Genomic DNA, 26,465 nt, shown 5'->3' with positions numbered 1-26,465 from the left:
CTACCTCACAGTAGGCGTTTTTTGTACCATACTGGTTCTACGCTTTCTGTTGGAGCCATCATGGTGCGAAATTGCCTTCTTTTCTTACTCATTGTTTTCTCTTTTCAAGTTCGCGCTGTACCTGTTGATACTATCGAATCCATGCTCCCGGCTGGCAGTCAACTCGCTTTATTGGCGGTAGATGCCAAAAGCCAACAGCAGATAGCGAACATTGACAGTGAGACCTTATTGCCACCAGCCAGCACGCAAAAAGTCGTTACTGCGCTCGCAGCCTCTCTTTATCTTCCTCAAGATTTCCGCTTTGAAACCGTCGTCGAACGCACGGGCAAAGATATTGTCTTTCGTTTCGGCGGCGACCCAACGTTAAAACGCAAAGATCTCCAACTACTTGTCAGTGCCCTGAAAGCAAAAGGTATACGTCAGATAAATGGAGATATCTGGTTAGATGGTTCAATTTTTAAGGGTTATGAACGCGCGATTGGCTGGCCGTGGGATATTCTCGGTGTTTGTTACAGTGCCCCCTCCTCCTCGATTACCTTGGAACGTAACTGTGTACAAGGCTCTATTTACAGTGAGAACGGGAAGCGTCTGACGCGCGTGTTTGTGCCAGACCACCAGCCTGTTTCCGTAAAAACAGATGCACTCGCCGTGAGTGAAGACAAACAGAAAAGCCTGCACTGCGATTTGGAGCTTCATTATGACAATAACAATCGCTACCAACTAAGCGGTTGCTTGCCTTACAGGAAAAATCCGCTGCCTTTAAAGTTCGCGATTCAAAACCCCGACCTTTATGTTTCCGATGTGCTTAAAGAGGAACTCAAGCGCGCGGCTATCAATGTGAAAGGGGATATTCGTGTAGGATCGCCAAAAGGTAAACGCGCCTTTATCGCCAAACACGTTTCTGCGCCGCGTGATGATCTGTTGAAAGTGATGCTAAAACGCTCGGACAACTTGATTGCGGATAATCTACTCAAGACGCTTGGACATCGCTATTACGAGCAAGCGGGTTCGTTTACTAATGGTGCCGCGGCAATCAAAGCCATATTGAAAGACAAAGCGGACATCAACCTGCATACCGCCGTCTTAGTCGACGGGTCGGGCTTGTCACGAAACAACCGAATGACCGCCCAGCAGATCATGGATGTCTTGTCTTACGTGTATAAACATCCCCAGTCTGGGATTGTTTCGATGCTGCCTGTATCTGGCGTTGATGGCACATTGAAATACCGCAACAGCGTGCGTTATGCACCAATCAAAACGCGATTGGCTGCCAAAACGGGCTCATTGTACGGGAGTTACAATCTGGCAGGTATTTTGAAAAACCAACAAGGAAAGGATGTGCTCGTGGTGCAGTTGGTCACCAACTACCACATTCCAGCATCTGAGGATCGACCTGACAACGTTGCCAGCCCGATCACTCAGTTTGAAAGAGAGCTATATCAAGCTCTGTTTACATCAAGCCTAACCATGCGTTAATGGTAACGAAGTAAATCGCCATCCCGCTGATATCAACGATTGAGGCCAATACTGGGCTCACCAGGACAGCGGGATCGAGCTTCATCTTTCGGGCGATTAACGGTAACAAGCCGCCCAATGTGGTCGACAAGGTGACTTGAATCGTCAACGCTAGGCCAATGGCCATCGCCACGTCATAGATATCAAAGCCACCCGGCAGCACTGCGCTATCACTGAACATCACCACGCGCAGCATAATCACTAACGCTAGCGCGAGCGCGATAACGACAGCGATGCGCATTTCCTTCCACATCACAGCAAGCCATTGCTTGGGTTTTATCTCATTCATCGCTAGTGCCCGAACGACCAAGGTCGCTGCCTGCGAGCCTGCATTACCGCCTGCCGCCGCTACGACTGGCAGATAAATCGCTAACAGCACTAACTGGCTTATCGCATCCTCAAAGTGAGAAATAATAAGCCCCGATGCGATGCCTAGCAGGGCCAAGCCTACAATCCACCCTATTCGCTGACGCACATGTGTCATCACGGAGTTGGCAAGGTAGTTACCGTTTGGCTCTGCTTCTGAGCTGATCAGCCCAAGACCTAATGCCAAGTGACGGCTTCTCACCGTTTCTCCAGATTCCGCCAAGGTATCTAGCAACTCTCTTACTAACGCAAGTGGGCACGTATTGAGCACCGCCACGGCCTCGTTGAGCGGCATGACAGAAAGCAGACGAATTCTGTCCACCTCGTCATGAAGCAAAAACGCGCTTTTTGCGGCTTGAATTTCTTTTGTTTCGAATTTTTGAGTCTGGTTTCCCAGCGCAAGGGTATTCATTACCGTCATAGCGAACCTCCCGATTGGCTAGTGCCAGAGAACTGGCAGGTAACGACCAAGCAATACAAATTTCTCGCATAGAGAGTCAGTCACAAACTCCCATTTGTCTGGGAGTGAGCAGAAAAATGATCAATGCGAGCGCATACGACAAGTGTCGAATGAAAGCGTGTATTGCAGCTCAAAGTGTCGGGAAGCACGGGGAAAGGCATTGAGAAATGGCGTTCCAACCAAACGGTTGGTACGCGGAGAAAACACGAACACGACCGTCGGGACTACAGGCTTCCCTTACAACTCGGAGGATGGTCGATAGTGTTCATAGTAAGCTCCAAAAATGTCGCGATATGGCGACGGTAGTGATTCTACGCCTCTTACTACGAATAACAAGACAATCAGCGGGTTATCTGGTGAAGGTTTTATGACAGGCACAGAGGTGCAAAGTCACTCGATACTATGGCGACACACGCAGCAACCAGACGTATCGCGAGCGTTAATTCCGTCTAAAAAGATATAAAAAAGCCCGCCAATCCGGCGGGCAAGGAGGTTATCTAAACGGCCGGCTTCCTGCCGACTCATTGGTTTATATCCTTCCCACTTGAAGGTCCGGCTTCAATAGCAGCACCTTCAAGCTATTTGGGTATTTTTATTACTTACCGTATTTCTCAGCGACGCGAGCGTGCAGTTCTTGCACTGAGGTCACTTTTGACATATCAACCGCCGCATGCGCCATACAGGTTGCAAATGCTGCGTTCAACGTCGTGGTGTAGTTCACTTTCTCAGCCAGTGCACCGCGACGCAGTACCTTAGAGTCTTCAATCGCTTGACGACCTTCAGTAGTGTTGATGATGTAGCTGTATTCACCATTCTTAATACGGTCAAGAATGTGAGGACGACCTTCGTGTACCTTGTTTACCAGACGTGGGTTAATGCCCGCTTCGCCCAGAACAACCGCTGTACCGTGTGTCGCGTCCAGCTCAAAGCCCAGTTTTATAAGCTTGGCAGCCAAATCAACCACACGTTGTTTGTCGTTGTTGCGAACAGACAGCAATGCACGGCCTTTCTCAGTGTAGGTCTTGCCACAGCCCAGGTCTGCTTTTGCAAACGCTTCTGCGAACGTATCACCCACACCCATGACTTCACCGGTTGAGCGCATTTCAGGGCCAAGCAGTGGGTCAACGCCAGGGAACTTGTTGAACGGCAGAACCACTTCTTTTACTGAGTAGTACGGCGGAATGATTTCTTGTGTGAAACCTTGTGCTTCCAGAGACTGACCTGCCATCACGCGTGCAGCGATTTTCGCCAGCGGTGCACCTGTCGCTTTCGATACGAACGGCACAGTACGCGCAGCACGTGGGTTCACCTCAATCAGGTAAACTTCGCCGTCTTTCACTGCGAACTGGGTGTTCATCAGACCGCGTACGCCCAGCTCGAATGCCAGCTTCTCAACCTGACGACGCATCTCGTCTTGGATGTCTTGGCTCAGCGTGTATGCAGGCAGTGAACATGCAGAGTCACCTGAGTGAACGCCCGCTTGCTCAATATGCTCCATGATGCCGCCGATAACGACGTGCTCGCCGTCGCAGATTGCATCTACGTCAACTTCCGTTGCGTCATCCAGGAAACGGTCCAGTAGAACAGGTGACTCGTTCGATACGCTTACCGCTTCGTTGAAGTAACGGCGCAGGTCGCTTTCGTCGTATACGATTTCCATCGCACGACCGCCCAGCACGTAGGAAGGACGAACAACCAGTGGGTAACCGATTTCGCGAGACTTCTCAATCGCCTGCTCCATCGTGGTTACGGTTGCGTTTTCAGGTTGCTTCAGACCCAGACGCTCAACGGCTGCTTGGAAACGCTCACGGTCTTCCGCACGGTCAATCGCATCAGGCTAGTACCGATGATTGGCACACCTGCGCTTCCAGTGCACGTGCCAGTTTCAGTGGCGTTTGACCACCGTACTGAACGATAACGCCTTTTGGCTTTTCAACGCGTGCAATTGCCAGTACGTCTTCCAGTGTTACTGGTTCAAAGTACAGACGGTCAGAGGTGTCGTAGTCAGTCGACACTGTTTCTGGGTTACAGTTAACCATGATGGTTTCGTAACCGTCTTCGCGAAGTGCCAGTGACGCGTGTACACAGCAGTAATCGAATTCGATACCTTGACCGATACGGTTTGGACCACCGCCCAGAACCATGATCTTGTCTTTGTCAGACGGATTCGCTTCACACTCTTCATCGTAAGATGAGTACATGTACGCCGTGTCAGAAGAAAACTCAGCTGCACAGGTATCTACGCGCTTGTAAACAGGGTGGATATCGAACTGGTCACGCAGTTTGCGGATTTCGCCTTCGCCGACACCCAGTAGCTTGCTCAAGCGTGCATCAGAGAAACCTTTACGCTTCAGCTTACGCAGTTTGGTTTCCGTCAGACCTGCAAAACCGCCTTCTTTGATTTCGGTTTCCAGATTCACGATTTCTTCAATCTGAACCAGGAACCAGCGGTCAATGTTAGTCAGCTTGAAGACACCATCCACAGACATGCCTGCACGGAATGCGTCAGCGATGTACCAAATACGCTCCGCACCTGCATCTTTCAGCTCGTGGCGGATTTTGGTCAGCGCGTCAGGTGCATCTAGGTCAACCATTTCGTCAAAACCTGTCGCGCCTACTTCCAGACCGCGCAGTGCTTTTTGTAGCGACTCTTGTTGGTTACGACCAATCGCCATTACCTCGCCCACTGACTTCATTTGCGTGGTCAGTCGGTCATTCGCGCCTGCGAATTTCTCAAAGTTAAAACGTGGAATTTTAGTAACAACGTAGTCGATGGTTGGTTCGAACGATGCAGGGGTCGCGCCACCCGTGATGTCGTTCATCAGCTCATCCAGCGTGAAGCCTACTGCCAGTTTCGCCGCGACTTTCGCAATTGGGAAACCCGTTGCTTTTGACGCCAGCGCAGAAGAGCGAGATACACGTGGGTTCATCTCGATGATAACCATACGGCCATCTTTCGGGTTGATACCGAACTGAACGTTTGAACCGCCTGTTTCAACACCGATTTCACGCAGAACCGCCAGCGATGCGTTACGCATCAGTTGGTATTCTTTGTCGGTCAGGGTTTGCGCTGGCGCAACCGTGATGGAGTCACCGGTGTGGATACCCATTGGGTCAAAGTTTTCAATCGCACAAACGATGATACAGTTGTCCGCTTTGTCGCGAACCACTTCCATCTCGTACTCTTTCCAACCAATCAAAGACTCGTCAATCAGCAACTCATTGGTTGGCGACAAGTCCAGACCACGGCGACAGATTTCTTCAAACTCTTCAATGTTGTATGCGATACCACCGCCCGTACCACCCATGGTGAATGATGGACGGATGATACAAGGGAAGCCAACCATATCGAGCACTTTGTGTGCTTCTTCCATGGTCTTCGCTGTATCCGCACGCGGACACTCAAGGCCAATAGACTTCATCGCTTTGTCGAAGCGTGAACGGTCTTCTGCTTTATCAATCGCATCAGCCGTTGCACCAATCATTTCCACGCCGAACTCAGCCAGTACGCCGTGTTTTTCCAGATCCAGCGCACAGTTCAGTGCAGTCTGACCGCCCATGGTAGGCAGGATAGCGTCTGGACGCTCTTTCGCGATGATGTTGCGTACCACTTCCCACTGGATTGGCTCGATGTATGTTGCATCGGCCATTTCTGGGTCAGTCATGATGGTCGCTGGGTTAGAGTTCACCAGAATGACACGGTAGCCTTCTTCGCGAAGGGCTTTACATGCTTGCGCACCTGAATAGTCGAACTCACACGCCTGACCGATAACAATCGGACCTGCGCCAAGAATAAGAATACTTTGAATATCTGTACGTTTTGGCATTCTCGCTACTCCGGTTACGCGCTGTGTTGCTTGATCAGTTCAATAAAGTGGTCGAATAGTGGCGCCGCGTCGTGCGGACCTGGGCTCGCTTCAGGGTGACCCTGGAAGCTGAATGCAGGCTTATCCGTACGGTGGATACCTTGCAGTGAGCCGTCGAACAGAGATTTGTGCGTCGCGCGCAGGTTTTCTGGCAGTGTTTCTTCATCAGCCGCAAAACCGTGGTTCTGGCTGGTGATCATCACTACGTTACGGTCCATGTCTTTAACCGGGTGGTTAGCACCGTGGTGACCGAACTTCATCTTCACCGTTTGTGCACCTGATGCCAGTGCCAGGATTTGGTGACCAAGGCAGATACCGAAAATTGGCAGGCCTTTGTCCAAGAATACTTTGGTTGCTTCAATCGCGTACTCACACGGTGCTGGGTCACCAGGGCCGTTTGACAGGAATACGCCGTCTGGATTCATTGCCAGAACCTCTTCTGCCGAGGTTTGCGCTGGAACAACCGTCAGGCGACAGCCACGGTCAACCAGCATACGCAGGATGTTGCGCTTCGCACCGAAGTCGTAAGCCACAACGTGGTATGGCAGTTCGCTGTCGTCTTTTGCTTCTGGCAGGCCACCTTCCAGTGTCCAAGAACCTTGTTTCCACTGGTACGCTTCTGCGGTGGTCACTTCTTTCGCCAGATCCATGCCTTTCAGGCCAGGGAATTCTTTCGCTTTCGCCAATGCCAGTGCTTCGTCCAGGCTGTCACCTGCTACGATGCAGCCATTTTGGGCACCTTTTTCACGAAGTAGACGGGTTAGCTTACGGGTATCGATGTCAGCGATGCCGACGATGTTTTGAGATTTCAGATAATCAGAAAGGGATTGCTGATTACGGAAGTTAGAAGCGATAAGAGGGAGGTCGCGAATTACCAAGCCTTGAGCGTGGATTTTTGAGGATTCTTCGTCTTCGGTATTAGTACCGGTGTTGCCAATGTGGGGATAAGTAAGAGTAACAATTTGCTGAGAATAGGAAGGGTCGGTGAGAATTTCTTGGTACCCCGTCATCGAGGTATTAAAAACAACTTCACCAACGGCAGTTCCATCAGCACCAATGGATTCACCGCGGAATACAGTCCCATCTTCCAGGACTAAGAGCGCAGACTTGCTCAAGACAACCTCCAAATCAATAAAAATGCAAATAAAGTAAATAAACTTGCATTAAGTCATTCCATACAAATGCCTAAACCCGACAAAGCAGATTTTTGACAAATTGCGCGCATTCTAGAGATCGAACGAAAACCTGTCAACAAGTCTACCAAAAAAGAATGCAACTTATAGCCCCCAAGCCTGATTTAGATAATCAAACACATAAAAGTCAGGGTTATCTTGCAACTTGACCGGATTTTTCGTCGGGACACTTAACAGTTTCGAAGAAAGGAGAAGATAAGGGAGCGGAAAACAATAAGCTCATCACGCAACCGTTTTTCTTAAAGCACTTTAGCGGTCATTTTGATGAGATCACGCAAATAAAACTACCAACAGGCCATTTGCACAAGTTAAAACGGTAAAATCAACAAAACAGACGTTAGATAACTCAAACGTCATTTCTGAGGAAATTTTATGCAGCAGGCATTCACCCGCTGCATAGTTAGGCATTACAACGTGTCGAGTTCGAGGACATCCTGCATGGTGTAGAAGCAGCATCTTTGCCTGCAAGCCAGATCGCAGCGCGCACAGCACCGTTGGCAAAAGTCATTCGGTTAGAAGCTTTGTGCGTGATCTCAACGCGCTCACCGATGTCCACAAACATGGCCGTATGCTCACCCACGATGTCACCAGCACGGATGGTTGCGAAGCCGATTTCATCACGCGTTCTCTCACCCGTAATGCCTTCACGCGCATAGACAGCCACATCGCTCAGCTTGTTGCCCATAGCACCTGCGATAGCTTCACCCATACCAATCGCCGTACCTGATGGCGCATCGACTTTGTGGCGGTGGTGTGCTTCCACGATTTCGATGTCGCAGTAATCACCCATCACTTTCGCGGCTTTCTCAAGAAGTTTAAAGACAAGGTTCACGCCCACACTGTAATTGGGTGCCATCACGATACCGATGTCAGTTGCCGCATCAATTTCTGCACGCTGCTCATCTGAAAACCCAGTGGTACCAATGACCAGCTTCTTACCGTGTGCCTTACACAGTGCAATGTTTTTCAGCGTCGCCACAGGGGCTGTGAAATCGATGATAACGTCAAAGTCATCAGCAACTTTCGCCAGATCGTCAACAATGGTGACGTCACGTTTGCCAATGCCAGCCAATTCGCCTGCATCAGTGCCAATCAGGCTAGACTCAGGACGTTCACTTGCTGCAGCCACTACTGCGCCTTCCATTGCGTCAGCAGCTTGAATTAGCTGACGGCCCATACGACCAGCAGCTCCCGCAATTGCTATGCGAACCATGTATTACCTCTTTTAACTTCCTGTTTCAGTGCCTTACACACAGCACTGTTTTGTTAACTATCGCTCAACTCTACTCTTTTCAAGAAGGGTTGTATATGACTCTCCGGGTGTAAAAAAGGGAGCCTCTCGCTCCCTATTTTTCATTCGATGAAGATCACTGAACCTGCTTTACTTGCAGCTCACGTGGCACTTCAAAGAACATGTTTTCTTCACGTCCTTTCAGCTCTTCCACCGACAGGCCGCCAAATGCTTCGATTTGCGCAATGATGAGGTTTACCAGCTCTTCCGGTGCAGATGCACCTGCGGTAACGCCCACTTTCACTTTGCCTTCAAACCATTCTTGCTGCACGTCTTCCGCGCAATCTGTCAGGTACGCTGGCGTACCCAGCTTTTCACTCAGCTCACGCAGGCGATTTGAGTTGGAACTGTTTTTCGACCCGACAACCACCACCACATCACATTGCGTGGCCAGATCGCGAACAGCGTCTTGGCGGTTTTGTGTTGCGTAGCAAATGTCGTCTTTACGTGGACCTTGGATTTCAGGAAACACCTTACGAAGCGTATCAATCACGTCGGCAGTTTCATCGACAGAGAGTGTAGTCTGACTCACGTAATGCAGGTTAGTTGGGTCTTTCACGTTCAGCTTGTACACATCGTCCGGCGTTTCCACCAAGTACATACCGCCCTCTTCGCTGGCGTACTGTCCCATGGTGCCGACCACTTCTGGGTGGCCAGCATGGCCAATCAGCACAACTTCCATATGGCGGCGACTTGCACGTGCGACTTCCATATGCACTTTGGTCACAAGCGGACAGGTTGCGTCAAACACTGTCAACTGACGTGCCTTGGCTTCGTTTCTTACCGCTTGAGAAACACCGTGAGCCGAGAAAATCACAATGCTGTCATCTGGCACTTCATCCAGCTCTTCTACGAACACCGCGCCACGGGCTTTCAAACCTTCTACCACAAAGCGGTTATGCACCACTTCATGACGCACGTAAATTGGCGGCTGATACAGCTCTAACGCGCGCTCAACAATGCTGATTGCACGATCTACACCGGCACAAAAACCACGAGGGTTAGCTAGCATGACTTTCATTTGCTTGCCTTTTCTTTCTCTGGCCTTAACTGACCTGAACGATTTCTACATCAAAGATGACGCGATGTCCTGCCAATGGATGGTTAAAATCCACGGTGACTGACTCGCCCGCCACTTCCGTGACAATGCCTGGAATTTCCTGTCCACCTGGCCCTGCAAACGCAATAATGGTGCCTTCTTCTGCGGGTGCATCCCCAACAAACAAGGTTCTGTCCATGTGCTGAATGTTATCAGGATTTGGCTGACCAAATGCATCTTCCGGCTCAAGCGTGAAGCTTGCCGCTTCCCCTTCAGACAAGCCCACCAAGCACTTTTCAAAGTTCTCGGTCAAGCTTCCGTCACCAATCACCAATTTGGCCGGCTTGCCGGATGTCTTGGTGCTATCGGCCACGGAGCCGTCTTCCAGTTTTATTGTAAAGTGCATCAGCACTTCACTGTCTGCGCTAATTTTTGTCATGGGCTCATCCTTGCAACACGCAATACCAGAGCTTGGCTGGCATTGACTTCAATGTAAAAAGGGCCAGAAGGCCGTCCCAATAAATCCGCAAGATCCATCGGGTTATCATAGCTTTAATACGACTTGGCGCCGACTACAGATGCAGCCAGCGCCAATTTTTATCTTACTTGCGAACCGAAAGCACTTACTTGGCTTCGGCCTGCGGCTTCTTGGAAGCGAGGAAGCTATCCAGAATGATCAATCCCGCACCGATACAGATGGCTGTATCTGCCAGGTTGAATGCTGGCCAGTGGTTATTTCCTACATAGAAGTCGAGGAAGTCGACCACAAAGCCATGCACCAGTCGATCAAACAGGTTACCTATCGCACCACCAATGACCAACGCATAGGCAATGTTCAGGATCTTGTTGCTGCTTGGTGTACAGCGCATCCAATATGCAAGCATACCCGATACGCCCAATGCGATCGCCGCAAAGAACCAACGTTGCCAACCACCCGCATCACTCAAAAAGCTGAATGCCGCACCATAGTTGTGAACGTACAGCAGGTTAAAGAATGGCAGAATCTCAATGCGGTTCGACCAACCATAACCCATGGTATTCATTACCAGCAGCTTAGTGCCGATATCCAGCAAGAAGACCAGAAGCGCTAGCCATAGCCAGCGCAGTCCTGATTGTTTCGCTGTCAGATCTTTCATCCAGCTTTCCTATCGTTACAGGCAGGCTTACGCGAATTGACGCGCTTCGCCCTCACCGTCGATATTGCTTACACAACGACCACACAGTGTCTCGTGACCTGCGATAGTGCCAACATCTGCAACATGGTGCCAGCAACGCTCACACTTCTCTGCGTCAGATTTCGCCACTGCCACAGACAGGCCGTCGATTTCTGTTGCCACTGCTGCTTCTGGTGCAGAGTCAGTTGAAACCACATCTGCTTTAGACGTCAGCAGAACAAAGCGCAGTTCGTCGCCCATTGCTTGCAGTTTTGCTGCAAATTCTGGGTTTGCGTACAGCGTGATCTCTGCTTCCAGAGAACCACCGATGGTTTTCTCGCTACGTGCTTGCTCAAGGACCTTGTTCACTGCACCACGAACGCGCAGCAGCTCTGCCCAGAACGCATTGTTCAGTTGCTCGTCGTCGCCCAGACCGAACAGACCGTCGTACCACACTTCAGTGAACACGAACTTGTTGCGGTTGCCTGGCATTTCGTTCCAGATTTCATCGGCTGTGAACGACATGATTGGCGCCATCCAGCGAACCAGCGCTTCCACGATGTGGAACAGAGCCGTTTGACAGCTACGGTGCGCATGACCACCTGCTTTCGCGGTGTACTGACGGTCTTTGATGATGTCTAGGTAGAATGAACCCATTTCTACTGAACAGAACTGCATAAGACGCTGAGTAACGGCGTGGAAGTTGCACTCTTCGTACGCTTTCAGGATCTCTTCCTGAGCTTCCAGCGCTTTACCTACCGCCCAACGGTCAGCAACAACCATTTCTTCTGCAGCAACCATGTCAGTTTCTGGGTTGAAACCGTTCAGGTTAGCCAGCAGGAAGCGCGCGGTGTTACGGATACGACGGTACGCATCAGCACTGCGGTTCAGGATCTGATCAGACACTGTCATTTCGCCGGTGTAGTCAGTCGACGCCACCCACAGACGCAGGATGTCGCCACCCAGCTTGTTCATCACTTCCTGAGGAGAGATAACGTTACCGATAGACTTAGACATCTTACGGCCCTGACCATCAACGGTGAAACCGTGCGTCAGAACTTGCTTGTAAGGTGCGTGGTTTTTGATTGCCACAGACGTCATCAGAGACGACTGGAACCAACCACGGTGTTGGTCTGAACCTTCCAAGTACATGTCAGCTTCATGACCGTTGAATTCTTCACGTTGGTTCACAACCGCGTAGTGTGTTGCACCCGAGTCGAACCATACGTCCAGCGTGTCCAGCACTTTCTCGTAGCTATCTGCTTCGTCACCCAGCAGTTCTGCTGCGTCCAGATCCCACCATGCCTGAATACCTGCTTCCTCAACTTTCTGAGCGACTTTCTCAATCAGCTCAACCGTGTTTGGATGCAGTTCTGCGGTTTCTTTGTGAACGAAAAGTGCGATTGGCACACCCCAAGTACGTTGACGAGAGATACACCAGTCTGGACGGCCTTCAACCATCGCTTCGATACGGTTTTGACCCCACTCAGGGATCCACTGTACGTTTTTGATCTCTTCCAGTGCTTTTGCACGCAGGCCCGCTTTCTCCATAGAGATGAACCATTGTGGGGTTGCACGGAAGATGATTGGCGTTTTGTGGCGCCAGCAGTGTGGGTAGCTGTGCTCGTAAGCGTGGTGGTGCAGCAGCGCACCGTGCTCTTTCAGCACTTCCAGCACACTGTCGTTTGCTTTCAGCACGTGTTGGCCTGCGAACAACTCTGTGTCTGGCAGGTATACACCGTTGCTACCAACAGGGTTCGCAACTTCTAGGTTGTACTTTTGGCCAACCGCGAAGTCTTCTTGACCGTGGCCTGGTGCCGTGTGAACAACACCTGTACCTGACTCGGTGGTCACGTGGTCACCACAGATCACTGGTACGTCAAAGCTATAGAATGGGTGGTTAAAGCGCAGCAGTTCTAGCGCATCACCTTTACAGAAGCCCAGGTTGTGGAAGTGCTCGATACCAGCACGATCCATCACGTCTTTCGCCAGCTCAGAAGCCACGATCAGACGACGAGGCGTTTCGCCTTCAACTTGAACCAGAACGTATTCCAGTTTGTCAGAAACCGCTACTGCACGGTTTGCAGGCAGTGTCCAAGGCGTGGTCGTCCAGATAACGATTGACACGTCACCTTGACCTTCGTGACCTTCTGCCAGGTTGAACTTAGACAGCACTGCTGCTTCGTCAACGGCACGGAACATCACGTCAATAGACGGAGAAACCTTGTTGTAGTACTCAACTTCTGCTTCTGCCAGTGCAGAACCACAGTCAGTACACCAGTGAACAGGTTTGAAACCTTTGTGCAGGTGACCGTTACCTGCGATTTTGCCCAGCGCACGGATAATGTTTGCTTCAGTGCCGAAGTCCATGGTCAGGTATGGCTTGTCCCACTCACCCAACACGCCCAGACGTTTGAAGTCAGCCTTTTGGCCTTCAACTTGCTGCGCGGCGTACTCACGGCATTTTTGACGGAATTCAGCCGCAGTCACTTTCTGGCCTGGCTTACCGACTTTCTTTTCTACCATCAACTCGATTGGCAGACCGTGACAGTCCCAACCAGGAATGTAAGGTGCGTCGAAGTCAGACAGGGTCTTAGACTTAATAATAATGTCTTTAAGAATTTTGTTTACAGAGTGACCGATGTGAATATTGCCGTTCGCGTAAGGAGGGCCGTCATGCAGGATGAAAGATTTTTTGCCTTTCTTCGCTTTACGGATTTCGCCGTAAAGATCTTCGTTGTACCAGCGCTCAAGCATTTTCGGCTCGCGCTGAGCAAGATTACCTCGCATCGGAAACGCGGTTTCCGGCAGGTTTAAGGTATCTTTAAAGTCACTCATTGATTGTTCATTCCGTATATGGACATTATTTTTCGGTCAACGCAGACAGCCACGCACGCGCTGTCTGAGCATCAAGTTCAATTTGGGCTTTCAATTCATCAATTGAGCCGAGTTTCATCTCGTCACGCAGCTTATGGAGAAGCTGGACTTCGATGTGTCGACCATAAAGATCTTCTTTAAGGTCGAAAAGGTGCACTTCCAATTGTTGGCGTACACCGTTGACGGTAGGTCGTGTGCCGACATTCGCAACACCACCCAGCCATTGTTCTTCTTTTATGCCGCCGACTTTCACAACATAAACCCCAGAGACTGGTGAGACTCGGCGTTTAAGGGGAACGTTCGCAGTCGGGAAGCCGATGGTTCTACCCAGCTTCTTACCGTGAGAAACACGGCCGCTGATGCTATATGGGCGTCCCAGCATCTCTTCCGCCGCTTCCTGATGCCCTGCCGCGAGTTCATCTCGGATAGCTGTGCTGCTTACACGCTGTTCAGATAAGGTGAAACTTTGGGTGCTCACCACTTCAAAACCAGCATCGGTGGCTTGTTGTTGCAGATAACAAAAATCGCCCTGACGCTGAGCACCAAAGCGAAAATCATCACCAACCACGAGAAACTTAACACCCAATTGTTCAACCAACAAGCGGTGAACGAAGTCATAAGGCGTCATTGCGGCAAATTTGGCGTTAAAGTTGACCACCAATAAACGGTCAACACCCAACTCTGTCAGCTGAACATACTTATCACGAAGGCGCGTTAAACGTGCTGGGGCACTTTCTGCAGTAAACAGCTCTCTTGGCTGCGGTTCAAACAGCATTACCGTTGCAGGCAAACCCAACTCACGGGCTTTCTCCACCACGCGGCGAAGCACTTTTTGATGGCCTAAATGCACACCGTCAAAGTTGCCGATTGTCAGAACACACCCATGATGTTTATCACGAATGTTATGGATACCTCGGATCAATTCCATAGTGGTAAAACTGCTTTCCTCATAAAAAAACCGACGGATTATATACTAATCGTACGATGCAATCAGCTTTCTGCTCGAAGATGACGCGGTCTCAGGCCCAAAATCATCAGTGAAGCAAGGTAAGCGCCTGCTCCAGCAACAATTAGCCCGCTCAAATTATATGTTCTTTCCCACAGGCTCATCATCAGCCACTGGGCATTTGATGGCATCAACCACCAAACAAGGCTACCCATGACAACCACACCAACAAGCAAACGCAGCGCGAACAAGGCCGTTTCTTTACTGATGCGATACACACCTTGCTTGTGAAGACCACGGTAAAGAAGTGCCGCATTCACAAAGGCAGACAGTGCCGTTGCCATCGCAAGCCCCACGTAACCATAGAAATACGCAAAGATAAGGTTAAACACCATATTACTGACCATGGCCACGATGCCATAGCGTACTGGCGTTTTCGTATCCTGACGCGCGTAGTAACCCGGTGCCAGCACTTTGATCAGCATAAAGTTAAGCAAGCCTGATGAGTACGCAATCAGCGACAGCGACGCAGCATCCACATCTGACGCCCCAAACTCACCGCGCATAAACAGCACCATCAGCATAGGTTTTGCCAGCACAATCATGCCAATCATCGCTGGCGCGCCCAGCAGCAACACCATGCGCACGCCCCAATCCATGGTGCTCGCAAATTGCCCTGACGACTGCTCGACATGCTTTTTCGACAGTGCAGGCAAGATCACGGTAGCGATGGCGATACCAAATAAGCCCAACGGGAATTCAAGCAAGCGGTCAGAGTAATAAAGCCAGCTAATCGAACCTGTTGCCAAGAAACTTGCAATAAAGGTATCAAGCAGCAAGTTGATTTGGCTGACGGACACACCGAAGAGTGCTGGGATCATCAAGGTACGGATTTTCGTTACGCCAGGGTGCGACCAGCCCCATTTGGGACGAACCAGCATGCCTTCGCGATACAAAAACGGTAGCTGGAAAGCAAACTGAACCAAGCCGCCCAAGAAAACGCCAATACCTAGGCCAATTTCGGGCTGCTCCATATGCGGAGCAATAAAGATGGCAGCAGTAATCATGGCGATGTTCAAAAACACCGGCGTGAAAGAAGAGACCGCAAACCGCCCTAGCGTATTTAGAATTGAGCCTGACAGGGCAACAAAGGTAATAAACCAAAGATAAGGGAAGGTGACTTTTAGGATCAGCGACGCCAATTCAAACTTGTGCGCTGACGGGCCGTCATTGAGCCAATCCACGAACCAGCCCATACCAAACAGAGCGGTAATGACAGGAGAGGCAATCACACCTACCAGCGTCACAATTGTTACCAGCACACCCAAGGTACCGGAAACATACGCAATCAATTCACGTGTTTTCGACTTATCGTCACTGGCTTGATACTCGGCAAGCACAGGCACAAACGCTTGTGAGAATGCGCCTTCAGCAAAAAGACGACGCAGGAAGTTCGGGATTTTATTTGCAAAAAAGAACACGTCGGCGGCAGCACCTGCCCCCATCAAATTCGCAATCACAACATCACGAACAAGCCCCATGACACGTGACACCATGGTCATAAAGCTCACGATCAGTCCTGAGCGAAGTAATCGCTTTGACACCTATAAACCCCTTAAAAATGATACAAAGTAAGCACACTAATTCTTATGGATTCTCTCACGCTCGGTACGGTTGGATAAAAAGCGTGTCAGATACAGCGAAAAGCACCGATAAAAGGCTTACTTCATGCAAAGAATGCTGGTAGAATCTGCCGCCATATTAACCGCGATGTCTGCCACATGCTATTCCTATGGTTTATGCGGCGGATATTTGCACAAATGAATTGACAACTCGGGTAAAACGAGGCATATTCCTCGGCCTTAAATTGTCACCGAATATAAGATTTGGGAGTTAGACCCTTGGCGAATATCAAATCTGCTAAGAAGCGTGCAATCCAATCTGAAAAGCGTCGCCAGCACAATGCAAGCCGTCGCTCTATGATGCGCACCTACCTGAAAAAAACTATCGCTGCTATTGCAACTGGCGATAAAGAAGCAGCAACCAAAGCATTTGCTGAAGCACAACCTATTCTGGATCGCGCGGCTACTAAAGGCCTGATCCACAAGAACAAGGCTGCTCGTCATAAAGCTGCTCTGGCTGCTCAAATCAAAGCTCTGTAATTATTGCTTGATTTGACGTAAAAAAACCGGCTTTCGCCGGTTTTTTTCTATCTGCAATTTGCTCACTTGCAATACAGCTGGTGAAGCGTCGACATCAATGTCTGCACCTCTACACTCTTTAGTGAATAATAGACCGTCTGTGCTTCTTTTCTTGTCGCGACGAGGCCGTCTCGGCGTAACCATGCCAGATGCTGAGAAAGAGCGGACTGACTAAGCTGCAGCTTCTCGCTGAGTGTCCCTACTGACATCTCCCCCTCTAGTAAATAACAGAGAATGAAGAGTCTTCGCTCGTTTGCCATTGCCTTCAACAACTGCACGGCCTGCGGCCCTGTTTCTTGCATCTGTTTTAAATCCATACTTACTGCCTAACGTTGTTCACCTAACAGACTGTTTGTTTTAATTTAAGTGTAACACCGATCAAAAGCGTGACAATGCTCTGCGTTTAAGAATGGAATTAGAAAGTTTTCTGACTAATGAAAGAGTTTTCCAAAGTCCGCTTCGCATATCCGCTTGACCGCAGGATGTTGAATCATCCTCTCAGCAAATATCACATAGTACTCTTCCTTAAGCTCTTTCACCTTTGCGATTTCGCGTATATTAGGAAGGTCTAGAACATCGGCGGAATAGAACGTCGGTGCGACAAACATGGCCTGATGGCTGGCACCAAATGCCTTCATCAACGCTGCGTCATCAAACTCTCCCAAGATATTTGGGGTGATCCCCTGGCTGTCGAACCAATGCATCAGCTTGCGCCCCATTGCCGTGCGGCTACCCGGGATCAAAAGCTTGTAGTCTTCAATAATGGCGGGAAACGGTTTATTGGCCGTGCTGCCAGAGCAGAAAAAGCTCATCAGGCTTTCGCCAATTTTCACACTAAATAAGCCAGGGCTTTGTGCTGAATCCACAGGACAATCTGACAAGATCATATCCAGCTTGTGCTGACTAAGCTGCTCAAGCAGCATTTCGTGGGTCGATTCAAAACAGCGAAGGTGGATACCTTCATCTTCAGGAATGGCTTTCAACAGCACGCGACTGACAAGGTGCTTGGAGAGTGCATCTGCCACGCCCACATCGAACAGCTGGTTTTCTCGCTGGCTGTAATTCACGATATCGAGCATTTCGTAGCTAAGGCCAAACATCTTGTCCGCGTATTTAAAGACAAGCTGGCCTAGCTCGGTCGGTTCGACATTTCGACCCGCTCGTTTGGTCAGACGACCGTTGAGTCGCTCTTCAAGCGCGCGTATCTGTCCTGTCACGGTCTGTGGCGTTAGAAAGAGAGCCTCGGCTGCTTGGTAACAGAACCTTGTTTGCAGACCATCCAGAAGTAATAGAGGTGGTTGTAGTTTAGGTGTGACATATCTATCCAACAAAAAAGCGTCAGAATCACGCTATTGGCAATTCTGACGCTCTTATTCTTGCGGTACTAGCCTTTCTTTGTCAGTACCGAGGTTCTGACTCGTTCTCCCGCTCTTTGCTCCAGAGCGCGGCCTAAAAGGCTGTCTTTATCAAAGCTGGTTGGTGACAGACTCGCTTTCTCTGTCACTACCTCGCCAGACTTTTCTACTTCCATTCCCGCCATGAAGGCCTTACAGATTTCAGTAGAGTTATCTTCGAAGCAATGCGCGTATTTGTCCATTGCTATGACTGGCGCGGTAAATACAACACCGCTAATAATCAATGCTAACGTTCTTCTCATCGCTATCTTCCTCCACCTCACTCGATTTCGGCAATACAGCATTTAGCAGGGCGTAACCTGCAAGAGCCGAGACTGTTGAACCAATTAGGATACCCAGTCGTGATAACGTAATGTAGCTTTGGTCGACGCCCACAAACGCCAGAGACGATATAAAGATGGACATCGTAAAGCCAATCCCACACAACAGGGATACAGCAAAGATTTGCTTAAAGTTTACGCTTTCCGGTAGGCGTGCAACGCCCATTTTCACAGCAACCCAACTGAAGGTGAAAATACCCAGCGGCTTACCAATCAGCAGACCCATTGCAATGCCCATCGGCAGCATGTTGGTCAAGCTGTCAAACGAAACACCTTGCAGTGATACGCCCGCATTCGCGAATGCAAAGATAGGCAGAATCAAGAACGCAGCGTAAGGGTGAATCGCGTGCTCCAGCTCTTTGAGCGGAGACTTGCCGTCTTTGCCACCCTCAAGCGGGATAACAAAGCCCAGCACAACACCTGCCAAGGTCGCATGAACGCCTGACTTCAGAACGCTCAGCCACAATACCGCACCCACCAGCAGGTACCATCGCGTCGCTGTGACGTTTTTCACGTTCATAATGAACAACACAGCGGTCGCAATAAATGCAACAGTCAACGCCGTCACTGACAAGTCGCTGCTGTAGAACAGCGCGATGATGACGATAACGCCCAGATCATCAATGATTGCCAATGCCAGCAAGAATACTTTAAGTGCCAGCGGAACGCGTTTGCCCAGCAAAGCCATAACACCCAGCGCGAATGCAATGTCCGTCGCTGCTGGAATCGCCCAGCCATTAGCTGTTACCGGGTCGCCTGCATTAAATGCCAAGTAAACCAAAGCCGGTGCCAACATACCGCCGACAGCAGCGATAGCAGGGAAAATCGCCTTTTCCTTGGTATTCAGAGCACCTTCGATCAGCTCACGCTTCACTTCGAGACCGATCAGTAAGAAGAAGATTGCCATCAGGCCATCATTGATCCAGTGACCAATCGACAAGCCTGCAACGTATGTATGAAGCGCACCGTCATACAGTGGCTGCAATGGTGAGTTGGCAATGATGATCGCCAAAATCGCAGCAACAATCAGAACCAAGCCACCGGCTGATTCCATCTTCATAAACTGACGAATTGCATCAGTCATTTAAAGCACTCCATATATAAATAGTTATCCATAATAGTCTAGGCACCGAAGCTCAATTAATAAAAATCGGTTGTTCGGAGATTAAACCTCGGAATATCCGAACAATACAACCTTAAACATCACTTTTTTCGCAAGGTGAATTTGTCATCTGTCATAATTCAGACCGCAAATTTCTGCTTTTTTCACTCAAAATAGTGCGATCGCGCAAAAAATAACCACAAATAAACCACTACAAATATAGCCCATAAACACATGTAATTTATAAGAAAAATATGTGTCATCACGCCAACTTTACACCCCTTCTTAGCAATGGGGGCTGCCTCGACGCAAAACTGTAATATTAGTGAAATATTTCATGCCTAATATCCGCGCCAGATTCATTCATTGACACAAATCTGACATATAACTGTCACGGAGATTTCTTTATGACATCCCAAGCTTCTACTGCTGCACCGATTAACAGCTCTAAGAATTGGGTACGTTGGGCCAACCTGGCGCTGATGCTTTATGTACTGCTTCTGGCAGTATCAATGGTTGGTAGTGGTTTTAAATGGGCAGCTGGCGACGAAGCAAAAACGCTGTTCGAATTCGCGTCTCACCCTGTAGCAGGTCTGATGATCGGTATCGTTGCAACTGCACTGATCCAATCTTCTAGTACTGTTACTTCTATCATTGTTGGTCTGGTAGCCGGTGGCTTGCCAGTAGAAACTGCGATTCCTATGGTTATGGGTGCCAACATCGGTACTACCGTAACTAACACTTTGGTTAGCCTAGGTCACGCGCGCTGCAAAGACGAGTTCCGCCGTGCATTTACCTGTGCAACCGTACACGACTTCTTTAACCTGATTGCAGTTGCTATTTTCCTTCCTTTGGAAATGGCGTTTGGTCTGCTAGACAAAATTTCTAGCTGGCTGGTAGCACCGTTGATGTTCGACGGTAGCCTGAGCATGAAAGGTCTGGACTTCATGGGTCCAATCACCAAGCCTCTGGTAAGCGGTACAAAAGACATGCTGTCTTTCCTACCAGGTAGCTGGGGTGGCGTTGCACTGGCTCTTATCGGTATCGCTCTGATCTTTGCTTCTATCACTATGATGGGCAAACTGATGCGCTCTCTGATGGTTGGCCGTGCAAAAGACATGCTGCACAACGCAATCGGTCGCGGTCCAATCCACGGTATCCTGTCAGGTACTCTGGTAACGATTCTGGTTCAGTCTTCTTCTACAACGACTAGCCTGATGGTTCCACTGGTTGGCACTAACGTTCTGAAAGTACGTGATGTATACCCGTTCACTCTGGGTGCAAACATCGGTACATGTATTACTGCACTGCTGGCAGCGACAGCGGTTACCGGTCCTAACGCGATTTTCGCACTGCAAATTGCACTGGTACACTTGGCGTTCAACATCATGGCAACCCTGCTGATCTTCGGTACTCCGTTCCTGCGTGAGATTCCACTGAAGTGCGCAGAGATGCTGGGCAACGCAGCTGCGAAGAGCAAGCTGGCCGTTGTGGCTTACCTAGGTCTGGTATTCATCGCAATCCCGTCTCTGGTAATGCTGGTAACGCAATAAGCAATCGCTAAGCAGAATCAAAAGAAAACGCCCGCACATTGCGGGCGTTTTTTTTATGGGCAAGGTGTTAGCCCCCGATAAGGTTCTATCAAAACACTTCCCCACAACCTGAAATTTCCCCGCCTTCCTCTTCCCGAAATATGCGCCGCTATGGCACCGTGTTGCACCGCACACGATTCACCTCAACATGATTCACCTAAACCTCCTACTCTCCTCTCCGCGCATTAGAGAGCGATAAACGGCGACCAAATTGCACAGGCAATAAAAAAGCCGGGAGAATCCCCGGCATTTTAATGAATATTTGTCGCTGCAATCGCGTCAGTTAGATAGCAATAGGTGCTTTTATGGTTGGCTGAGCTTCGTAACCTTCAATCTCAAAGTCTTCCAATTTGTAGTCAAAGATAGAAGCTGGCTTGCGATTAATTTTCAACGTTGGACGTTTTCCTGGTTCACGTTTCAGCTGCTCGTAAACAATGTCGTCCGTCAGGTGGTTGTGGTACAGGTGAACATCTCCAAAGGTATGAACGAAGTCACCGACTTCCAAATCACACTGCTGCGCAATCATGTGGGTCAGCAACGCATAGCTGGCGATGTTAAACGGTACACCCAAGAAGTAATCCGCGCTGCGTTGGTAGAGCTGACAAGAAAGCTTGCCATCCGCAACGTAGAACTGGAACAAGCAATGGCAAGGTGCCAGTGCCATTTTGCCTTCATCCACATTCGCTTGTGGGCTAATGCTTTCGTTTGGCAAATCAGCAGGGTTCCAAGCAGTAATAATGTGGCGACGAGAGTTTGGCTTGGCTTTGATTTGTTCAATCAGCTCGGCAATTTGGTCAACCGTTGAACCGTCTGGACATGCCCAAGAGCGCCATTGTGCGCCGTAGACTGGACCTAGGTCGCCCGTTTCTGTTGCCCACTCATCCCAAATGCTGACGCTATTTTCTTGAAGGTATTTAATGTTGGTGTCACCGTTTAGAAACCACAGCAACTCATGAATAATGGCGCGGGTATAGAGTTTCTTGGTGGTCAGCATCGGAAAACCTTCGCTGAGATCGAAACGCAATTGGCGGCCAAATACAGAACGCGTGCCCACACCAGTGCGGTCGCCGCGGTCACTGCCGTTGTCGATGATATCCTGCATTAAATCAAGATATTGCTTCATGATTCTTCCTTACTTAAACCCTGTTGGTAAAACCTTGGGATGACTAAAAACAAAAGCCGCAGACAGACTGCGGCTAAAAATAAAAGACTATACAGAGCGCGCTGCGCTTTGACCTTTGCGATACGCCCAGACCATCATAAGCACACCACCAATAATCATTGGCGTGGACAGAATTTGCCCCATGCTGATCCAGTTTCCAAACAGGCCGAGATGGGCATCAGGCTCACGGAAGAACTCCACGATAAAGCGGAACGTACCGTAACCAATCAGGAACAAGCCAGATACCGCGCCTGCTGGGCGAGGTTTTCTGATGAACCAGTTCAAGATCAGGAAAAGCACCACGCTTCTAAGGCGAATTCGTAAAGCTGTGAAGGGTGACGGGCAATCGGGCCGCCCGTTGGGAAAATCATGCCCCAAGGCACATCTGTCGCACGTCCCCACAACTCTCCGTTGATAAAGTTCCCTAAGCGGCCTGCGCCCAAACCAAACGGCACCAAAGGCGCGATGAAGTCAGACACAGTGAAGAAAGTACGCTTGGTTTTGTATGCAAACCACATCATGGCCGCAATCACACCTAGCAGACCACCGTGGAAGGACATGCCGCCAGTCCAGACTTTAAATAGGAACAACGGATCAGACAGGAAAACGTCGAATTGGTAGAAAAGAACGTAACCGATACGTCCACCGAGGACGACACCCAAGAACCCCGCGAACAGAAGATCGCTCACCTCGTCACGTGTCCAGCCACTTCCTGGCTTGTCCGCTCGCTTGTTTGCCAGCCAAAGTGCAAAGGCAAAACCTGCCAGATACATGAGTCCGTACCAACGAACGGCAACTGGCCCTATTTCGATTAGAATCGGATCAATTTGTGGAAATGTCAGAGACATTGATTGTCATCCTTTATTAAAAAAACATACTCGCCCCAACCACGAGCAAAAATACAGCAAAAACACGTTTAATTATGTGTGTCGGCAGTTTTGATGCCAAGCGTGCACCATAGCGCGTGGTGACGACAGAGGTCATTACAATACCAAGCAATGCGGGTAAGTAAACATAGCCAACACTAAATGCAGGCAAAGTGACCGACTGCTTTAGACCAAAGAAGATAAATCCGCTCATGCCTGCCACGGCCAAAAACACCCCACACAGTGAAGCACTGCCGATGGCTTTTCGCATTTCAACGCCATGATAGTTGAGATAAGGCACTGTCAGCGAGCCGCCACCGATCCCCGCAAGGCTAGAAACCATGCCAATCAGGCCACCACTCATAACTCCGACTACGGGAGCAGGAAAAGGTTTCGCCGCTTTGACTCTCATTGACAATGCCATCTGCAACGCAAGGAATAGCACTATCACGCCAAACACTCTCGGCAAGTATTCCGTTGGCAGGTAATCTGCGACGCCACTGCCTATCAATCCGCCTAACAAAATGCCCGGAAGCAAGGTTTTAATGACAGCGGGTTGCACGTTACCCAATCTAAAATGGGTGTAAGCTGACGACGAAGACGTCACCACGATACTGGCCAAAGACGTCGCCAGTGCCATGGGCATCACAAGCGAGGCGGGGATGTCAGCCCAAGGCAAGAGTACAGAAAGCGCAGGCACAATAAGTAAACCGCCGCCAATCCCCAATAGACCCGCCAGTAAGCCAACACAGCTTCCCAGCACCAAGCAGGCAGCAAACAGCCACAAGGTGGCATCCATCATGAAAGTATTCCTATTTGCCGACCCGAATGAGCCCGCCAAGATTGTAGTGTTCGAGAAAGTCTTCAGACGCTTTTCGAATGTCACCCGCAAAGGCGATGGTTTGCATCTTCTCTACGTGCTCTTTTAGCGCATCTGAAGGGATATGGCGCAGTACGTACTTGATTTTGGCAACACTGCGGGTGTTCATACTGAGGTGTCGGTAGCCATCCCCACCAGCAACATGGCACCGATAGGATCACCCGCGAATTCACCACAGACACTGACTGGCAGTTTCAATCTCTGGCTGGTCGCCAAAATCATCTGAAGTACCGCAAGCACTGAAGGGTGGAATGTATCATACACATCTGCCACACGAGCGTTGTTTCGATCAACTGCCAGCAAGTATTGGGTTAAATCATTGGTACCAACAGACAGAAAGTCGATGTGCGGTGCGATGGCATCAAACTGATAAAGCACCGATGGCACTTCGACCATGATCCCGATACGTGGCTTTTTGAGTGTCTCGCCTTTTTGCTCGGCAAGTTCAGAGACTTCATCAAATGCTCTGTCTATCAGGCTTTTGGCTTCCAAAAGCTCGGAAACGCCCGAGATCATCGGCAGTAATATCGACAGGTTTTCTCGACCAATGCTCGCGCGCAACATGGCACGTACTTGAATCAAGAAAATATCAGGGTGATCCAGCGTAAAGCGAATACCGCGCCAACCAAGGAACGGGTTGTCCTCCTCGATTTTCAGGTATGGCAGTGGCTTGTCGCCACCAATATCGAGGGTACGCATCACAACCGGCTGCTTTGGATAGCTATCCAGTATCGAGCGGTATTGGTTAACCTGCTCTTCTTCAGACGGAAAGCTTCGCTGCATCAAAAACGGCACTTCAGTACGGTAGAGACCTACGCCATCTACCCCGCGGTTAATCGCGATACTGGTATCAGCACTTAACCCTGCGTTGAGGTGAATTTCCACGCGAACGCCGTCTGCAGTTTTGGTGTGCTTGGTGAAGGCACTTTCAACTTCTTGTTGAAGCTCAAGCTCTTCATCTCTGAGTCTTTCATACTCGGCGCGAACCGCATCGGCTGGCTCAACCAGAACCTTGCCTTTAAAGCCATCCAGAATCAGGTTTTTGCGATGAACAAGTTGCGGACTGTACTCCACGCCCATCACTGCTGGGATCCCTAGTGCACGCGCCAGAATCGCCGCATGAGCATTCACCGCCCCTTCCTCTGCGACTACACCCGCTAAGCGGTCGCGAGGGATTGCCGCCAACATAGCTGCAGTCAACTCACGCGCGAACAGAATAATAGGCTGGTCAAATTGCCACTGGGTTATTTCCTGATTCTCAAGGAAATACAGAAGACGCTGCCCCAACTCCTTCACATCGCTTGCGCGCTCACGAAGGTAAGGGTCAGACATGTTTTGGAAGCGCTCTGCAAAGGCATCAATGGTCTGTCTTACCGCCCACTCGGCCAAATCGCCATCCTGAATGCGCTCATTCATGGATTTGCGCAGCATGGGATCGTTCAGAAGGTGGATAAACAAATCGAAGATCGCGAGCGTTTCTTGATTCAGCTCAGAATCAAAACGCTTTCTGAGGCGACGAAAATCTGAGATGGCGGCACTCAATGCGCCGTCTAAGCGGTCACGCTCTTTTTGAACGTCGAGGCATGAGGCAGGAGAGACCAGGTCAAGACGCGGCTGAGACACATCACACCACGCCTGTGCAATCGCAACACCCGGCGAGGCCGCCGCCCCTTGCAATAACAATGAGCCATTGGCATTGCTTGGCCAGAAACCTTGGGCTTTCGCATGGGCAAACACCACCGCAAGCTGCGCGGCGAGCGTGACAAGAAACGATTCTTCGCTTTCATCAAACTGACGAGATTCTTGCTGCTGAACCACCAAGATCCCAAGTACTTTGCGCCGGTAGATGATGGGCGTACCAAGGAAAGATTGGAAAAGATCTTCGCCGATATCAGGGAAGTGTTTAAAGTCGGCGTGGGTACTGGCGTTGGCCAAGTTGATAGGCTCTGCACGTCGGCCAACCAGACCAACCAAGCTTCATTGAATTTTAGGGAGATGCGGCGAGCGCGTTTGTTGAGGCCCTGCGTTGCCATCAAATCGTACATTTCACGATCGTGGTCGGCGATATAGACAGAACAGCATTCTGTTTCCATCGCCATACAGGTCTCGCGCACCAGAGTATTGAGAGCCTGCTTCACATCGCTTGAAGAAGCAACGTTATGAACGATGTCCCGCAGTTTCGTCAGCATCAGCACCCTCGATACACTCTGATTTAGTTAC

16 protein-coding genes and 5 pseudogenes are annotated in these 26,465 nt (G+C 49.9%); 3 read left to right on the top strand and 18 right to left on the bottom strand.

Annotation, left to right across the window (positions count from 1 at the left end):
- Positions 1-60 precede the first annotated feature (60 nt).
- Complete coding sequence (gene dacB / locus ATN88_RS25090; protein ID WP_067420163.1) at positions 61-1,476, top strand: serine-type D-Ala-D-Ala carboxypeptidase; 1,416 nt, start codon at positions 61-63, stop codon at positions 1,474-1,476.
- Here dacB and ATN88_RS25085 read toward each other — a convergent pair.
- The 10 genes and pseudogenes from ATN88_RS25085 to murJ form a co-directional block, all read right to left on the bottom strand.
- Entirely contained in the window at positions 1,451-2,302 is an 852-nt protein-coding gene (locus tag ATN88_RS25085; protein ID WP_067420162.1) for a magnesium transporter, read from the bottom strand. The genes dacB and ATN88_RS25085 overlap by 26 nt on opposite strands.
- 634 nt (positions 2,303-2,936) lie before the next feature.
- Positions 2,937-6,168: pseudogene (gene carB, locus ATN88_RS25080) on the bottom strand (carbamoyl-phosphate synthase large subunit).
- A gap of 14 nt (positions 6,169-6,182) precedes the next feature.
- Complete coding sequence (carA, locus tag ATN88_RS25075; protein WP_067420161.1) at positions 6,183-7,322, bottom strand: glutamine-hydrolyzing carbamoyl-phosphate synthase small subunit; 1,140 nt, start codon at positions 7,320-7,322, stop codon at positions 6,183-6,185.
- Between the two features lie 485 nt (positions 7,323-7,807).
- Positions 7,808-8,613 (bottom strand): annotated as a pseudogene (dapB, locus tag ATN88_RS25070) (4-hydroxy-tetrahydrodipicolinate reductase).
- 154 nt (positions 8,614-8,767) lie between these two features.
- A complete protein-coding gene (gene ispH, locus ATN88_RS25065; protein WP_067420160.1) occupies positions 8,768-9,712 on the bottom strand; it encodes a 4-hydroxy-3-methylbut-2-enyl diphosphate reductase in 945 nt (314 codons plus the stop codon).
- Positions 9,713-9,737: 25 nt separating this feature from the next.
- Positions 9,738-10,169, bottom strand: a complete 432-nt coding sequence (fkpB, locus tag ATN88_RS25060) for an FKBP-type peptidyl-prolyl cis-trans isomerase (RefSeq protein WP_067420159.1) — start codon at positions 10,167-10,169, stop codon at positions 9,738-9,740.
- Between the two features lie 184 nt (positions 10,170-10,353).
- The gene (gene lspA / locus ATN88_RS25055; RefSeq protein WP_067420158.1) at positions 10,354-10,866 is read right to left on the bottom strand and encodes a signal peptidase II; all 513 of its coding nucleotides are present in this window, start codon (positions 10,864-10,866) and stop codon (positions 10,354-10,356) included.
- Positions 10,867-10,893: 27 nt separating this feature from the next.
- Positions 10,894-13,722, bottom strand: a complete 2,829-nt coding sequence (gene ileS, locus ATN88_RS25050) for an isoleucine--tRNA ligase (protein WP_067420157.1) — start codon at positions 13,720-13,722, stop codon at positions 10,894-10,896.
- 25 nt (positions 13,723-13,747) lie between these two features.
- Positions 13,748-14,689, bottom strand: a complete 942-nt coding sequence (ribF, locus tag ATN88_RS25045; protein ID WP_067420156.1) for a bifunctional riboflavin kinase/FAD synthetase — start codon at positions 14,687-14,689, stop codon at positions 13,748-13,750.
- Positions 14,690-14,751: 62 nt separating this feature from the next.
- Positions 14,752-16,311 (bottom strand): murein biosynthesis integral membrane protein MurJ, encoded by a 1,560-nt coding sequence (gene murJ / locus ATN88_RS25040; protein ID WP_067420155.1) that lies wholly within the window; start codon positions 16,309-16,311, stop codon positions 14,752-14,754.
- 297 nt (positions 16,312-16,608) lie between these two features.
- Between murJ and rpsT the strand changes: the two genes are divergently transcribed.
- Positions 16,609-16,869 carry a 30S ribosomal protein S20 gene (gene rpsT / locus ATN88_RS25035; protein ID WP_067420154.1) on the top strand — a complete coding sequence of 87 codons (261 nt, stop codon included), beginning with the start codon at positions 16,609-16,611 and terminating at the stop codon, positions 16,867-16,869.
- Between the two features lie 62 nt (positions 16,870-16,931).
- On the opposite strand, the gene ATN88_RS25030 is transcribed toward rpsT, so the two are convergent.
- The 4 genes and pseudogenes from ATN88_RS25030 to nhaA form a co-directional block, all read right to left on the bottom strand.
- Positions 16,932-17,225: an ArsR/SmtB family transcription factor gene (locus ATN88_RS25030; protein ID WP_067420153.1), complete on the bottom strand. Its 294-nt coding sequence runs from the start codon at positions 17,223-17,225 to the stop codon at positions 16,932-16,934.
- Between the two features lie 114 nt (positions 17,226-17,339).
- A pseudogene (gene nhaR, locus ATN88_RS25025) lies at positions 17,340-18,226 on the bottom strand (transcriptional activator NhaR).
- Positions 18,227-18,292: 66 nt separating this feature from the next.
- Positions 18,293-18,565 (bottom strand): hypothetical protein, encoded by a 273-nt coding sequence (locus ATN88_RS25020; RefSeq protein WP_067420152.1) that lies wholly within the window; start codon positions 18,563-18,565, stop codon positions 18,293-18,295.
- On the bottom strand, positions 18,537-19,727 hold the full coding sequence (gene nhaA / locus ATN88_RS25015; RefSeq protein ID WP_067420151.1) for a Na+/H+ antiporter NhaA: 1,191 nt from the start codon (positions 19,725-19,727) through the stop codon (positions 18,537-18,539). Before nhaA ends, ATN88_RS25020 begins: the two co-directional genes overlap by 29 nt.
- A gap of 425 nt (positions 19,728-20,152) precedes the next feature.
- Between nhaA and ATN88_RS25010 the strand changes: the two genes are divergently transcribed.
- Positions 20,153-21,298, top strand: coding sequence for a Na/Pi symporter (locus ATN88_RS25010; RefSeq protein WP_067420150.1), 1,146 nt, complete (start codon positions 20,153-20,155; stop codon positions 21,296-21,298).
- A 322-nt stretch (positions 21,299-21,620) separates the two neighbouring features.
- On the opposite strand, the gene ATN88_RS25005 is transcribed toward ATN88_RS25010, so the two are convergent.
- The 4 genes and pseudogenes from ATN88_RS25005 to ptsP form a co-directional block, all read right to left on the bottom strand.
- Positions 21,621-22,460 carry a thymidylate synthase gene (locus ATN88_RS25005; RefSeq protein ID WP_067420149.1) on the bottom strand — a complete coding sequence of 280 codons (840 nt, stop codon included), beginning with the start codon at positions 22,458-22,460 and terminating at the stop codon, positions 21,621-21,623.
- 87 nt (positions 22,461-22,547) lie between these two features.
- A pseudogene (gene lgt / locus ATN88_RS25000) lies at positions 22,548-23,347 on the bottom strand (prolipoprotein diacylglyceryl transferase).
- Positions 23,348-23,363: 16 nt separating this feature from the next.
- Positions 23,364-24,167: a sulfite exporter TauE/SafE family protein gene (locus ATN88_RS24995; protein WP_067420148.1), complete on the bottom strand. Its 804-nt coding sequence runs from the start codon at positions 24,165-24,167 to the stop codon at positions 23,364-23,366.
- Positions 24,168-24,177: 10 nt separating this feature from the next.
- Positions 24,178-26,434 (bottom strand): annotated as a pseudogene (ptsP, locus tag ATN88_RS24990) (phosphoenolpyruvate--protein phosphotransferase).
- Between the last annotated feature and the right edge of the window lie 31 nt (positions 26,435-26,465).

Origin of the sequence: Enterovibrio coralii (genome assembly GCF_001559595.1) — a bacterium.
GTDB classification, from domain to species: domain Bacteria; phylum Pseudomonadota; class Gammaproteobacteria; order Enterobacterales; family Vibrionaceae; genus Enterovibrio; species Enterovibrio coralii.
The sequence above is the reverse complement of the archived record's forward strand: the minus strand, read 5'-3'. Positions and strand labels throughout refer to the sequence as shown.

Coding starts and splice junctions, on each gene's coding strand:
- dacB (WP_067420163.1), top strand. CDS start 61: ATGGTGCGAAATTGCCTTCTTTTCTTACTCATTGTTTTCTCTTTTCAA.
- ATN88_RS25085 (WP_067420162.1), bottom strand. CDS start 2,302: ATGACGGTAATGAATACCCTTGCGCTGGGAAACCAGACTCAAAAATTC.
- ispH (WP_067420160.1), bottom strand. CDS start 9,712: ATGAAAGTCATGCTAGCTAACCCTCGTGGTTTTTGTGCCGGTGTAGAT.
- fkpB (WP_067420159.1), bottom strand. CDS start 10,169: ATGACAAAAATTAGCGCAGACAGTGAAGTGCTGATGCACTTTACAATA.
- lspA (WP_067420158.1), bottom strand. CDS start 10,866: ATGAAAGATCTGACAGCGAAACAATCAGGACTGCGCTGGCTATGGCTA.
- ileS (WP_067420157.1), bottom strand. CDS start 13,722: ATGAGTGACTTTAAAGATACCTTAAACCTGCCGGAAACCGCGTTTCCG.
- ribF (WP_067420156.1), bottom strand. CDS start 14,689: ATGGAATTGATCCGAGGTATCCATAACATTCGTGATAAACATCATGGG.
- ATN88_RS25030 (WP_067420153.1), bottom strand. CDS start 17,225: ATGGATTTAAAACAGATGCAAGAAACAGGGCCGCAGGCCGTGCAGTTG.
- ATN88_RS25020 (WP_067420152.1), bottom strand. CDS start 18,565: ATGAGAAGAACGTTAGCATTGATTATTAGCGGTGTTGTATTTACCGCG.
- nhaA (WP_067420151.1), bottom strand. CDS start 19,727: ATGACTGATGCAATTCGTCAGTTTATGAAGATGGAATCAGCCGGTGGC.
- ATN88_RS25010 (WP_067420150.1), top strand. CDS start 20,153: ATGACATCCCAAGCTTCTACTGCTGCACCGATTAACAGCTCTAAGAAT.
- ATN88_RS25005 (WP_067420149.1), bottom strand. CDS start 22,460: ATGAAGCAATATCTTGATTTAATGCAGGATATCATCGACAACGGCAGT.
- ATN88_RS24995 (WP_067420148.1), bottom strand. CDS start 24,167: ATGATGGATGCCACCTTGTGGCTGTTTGCTGCCTGCTTGGTGCTGGGA.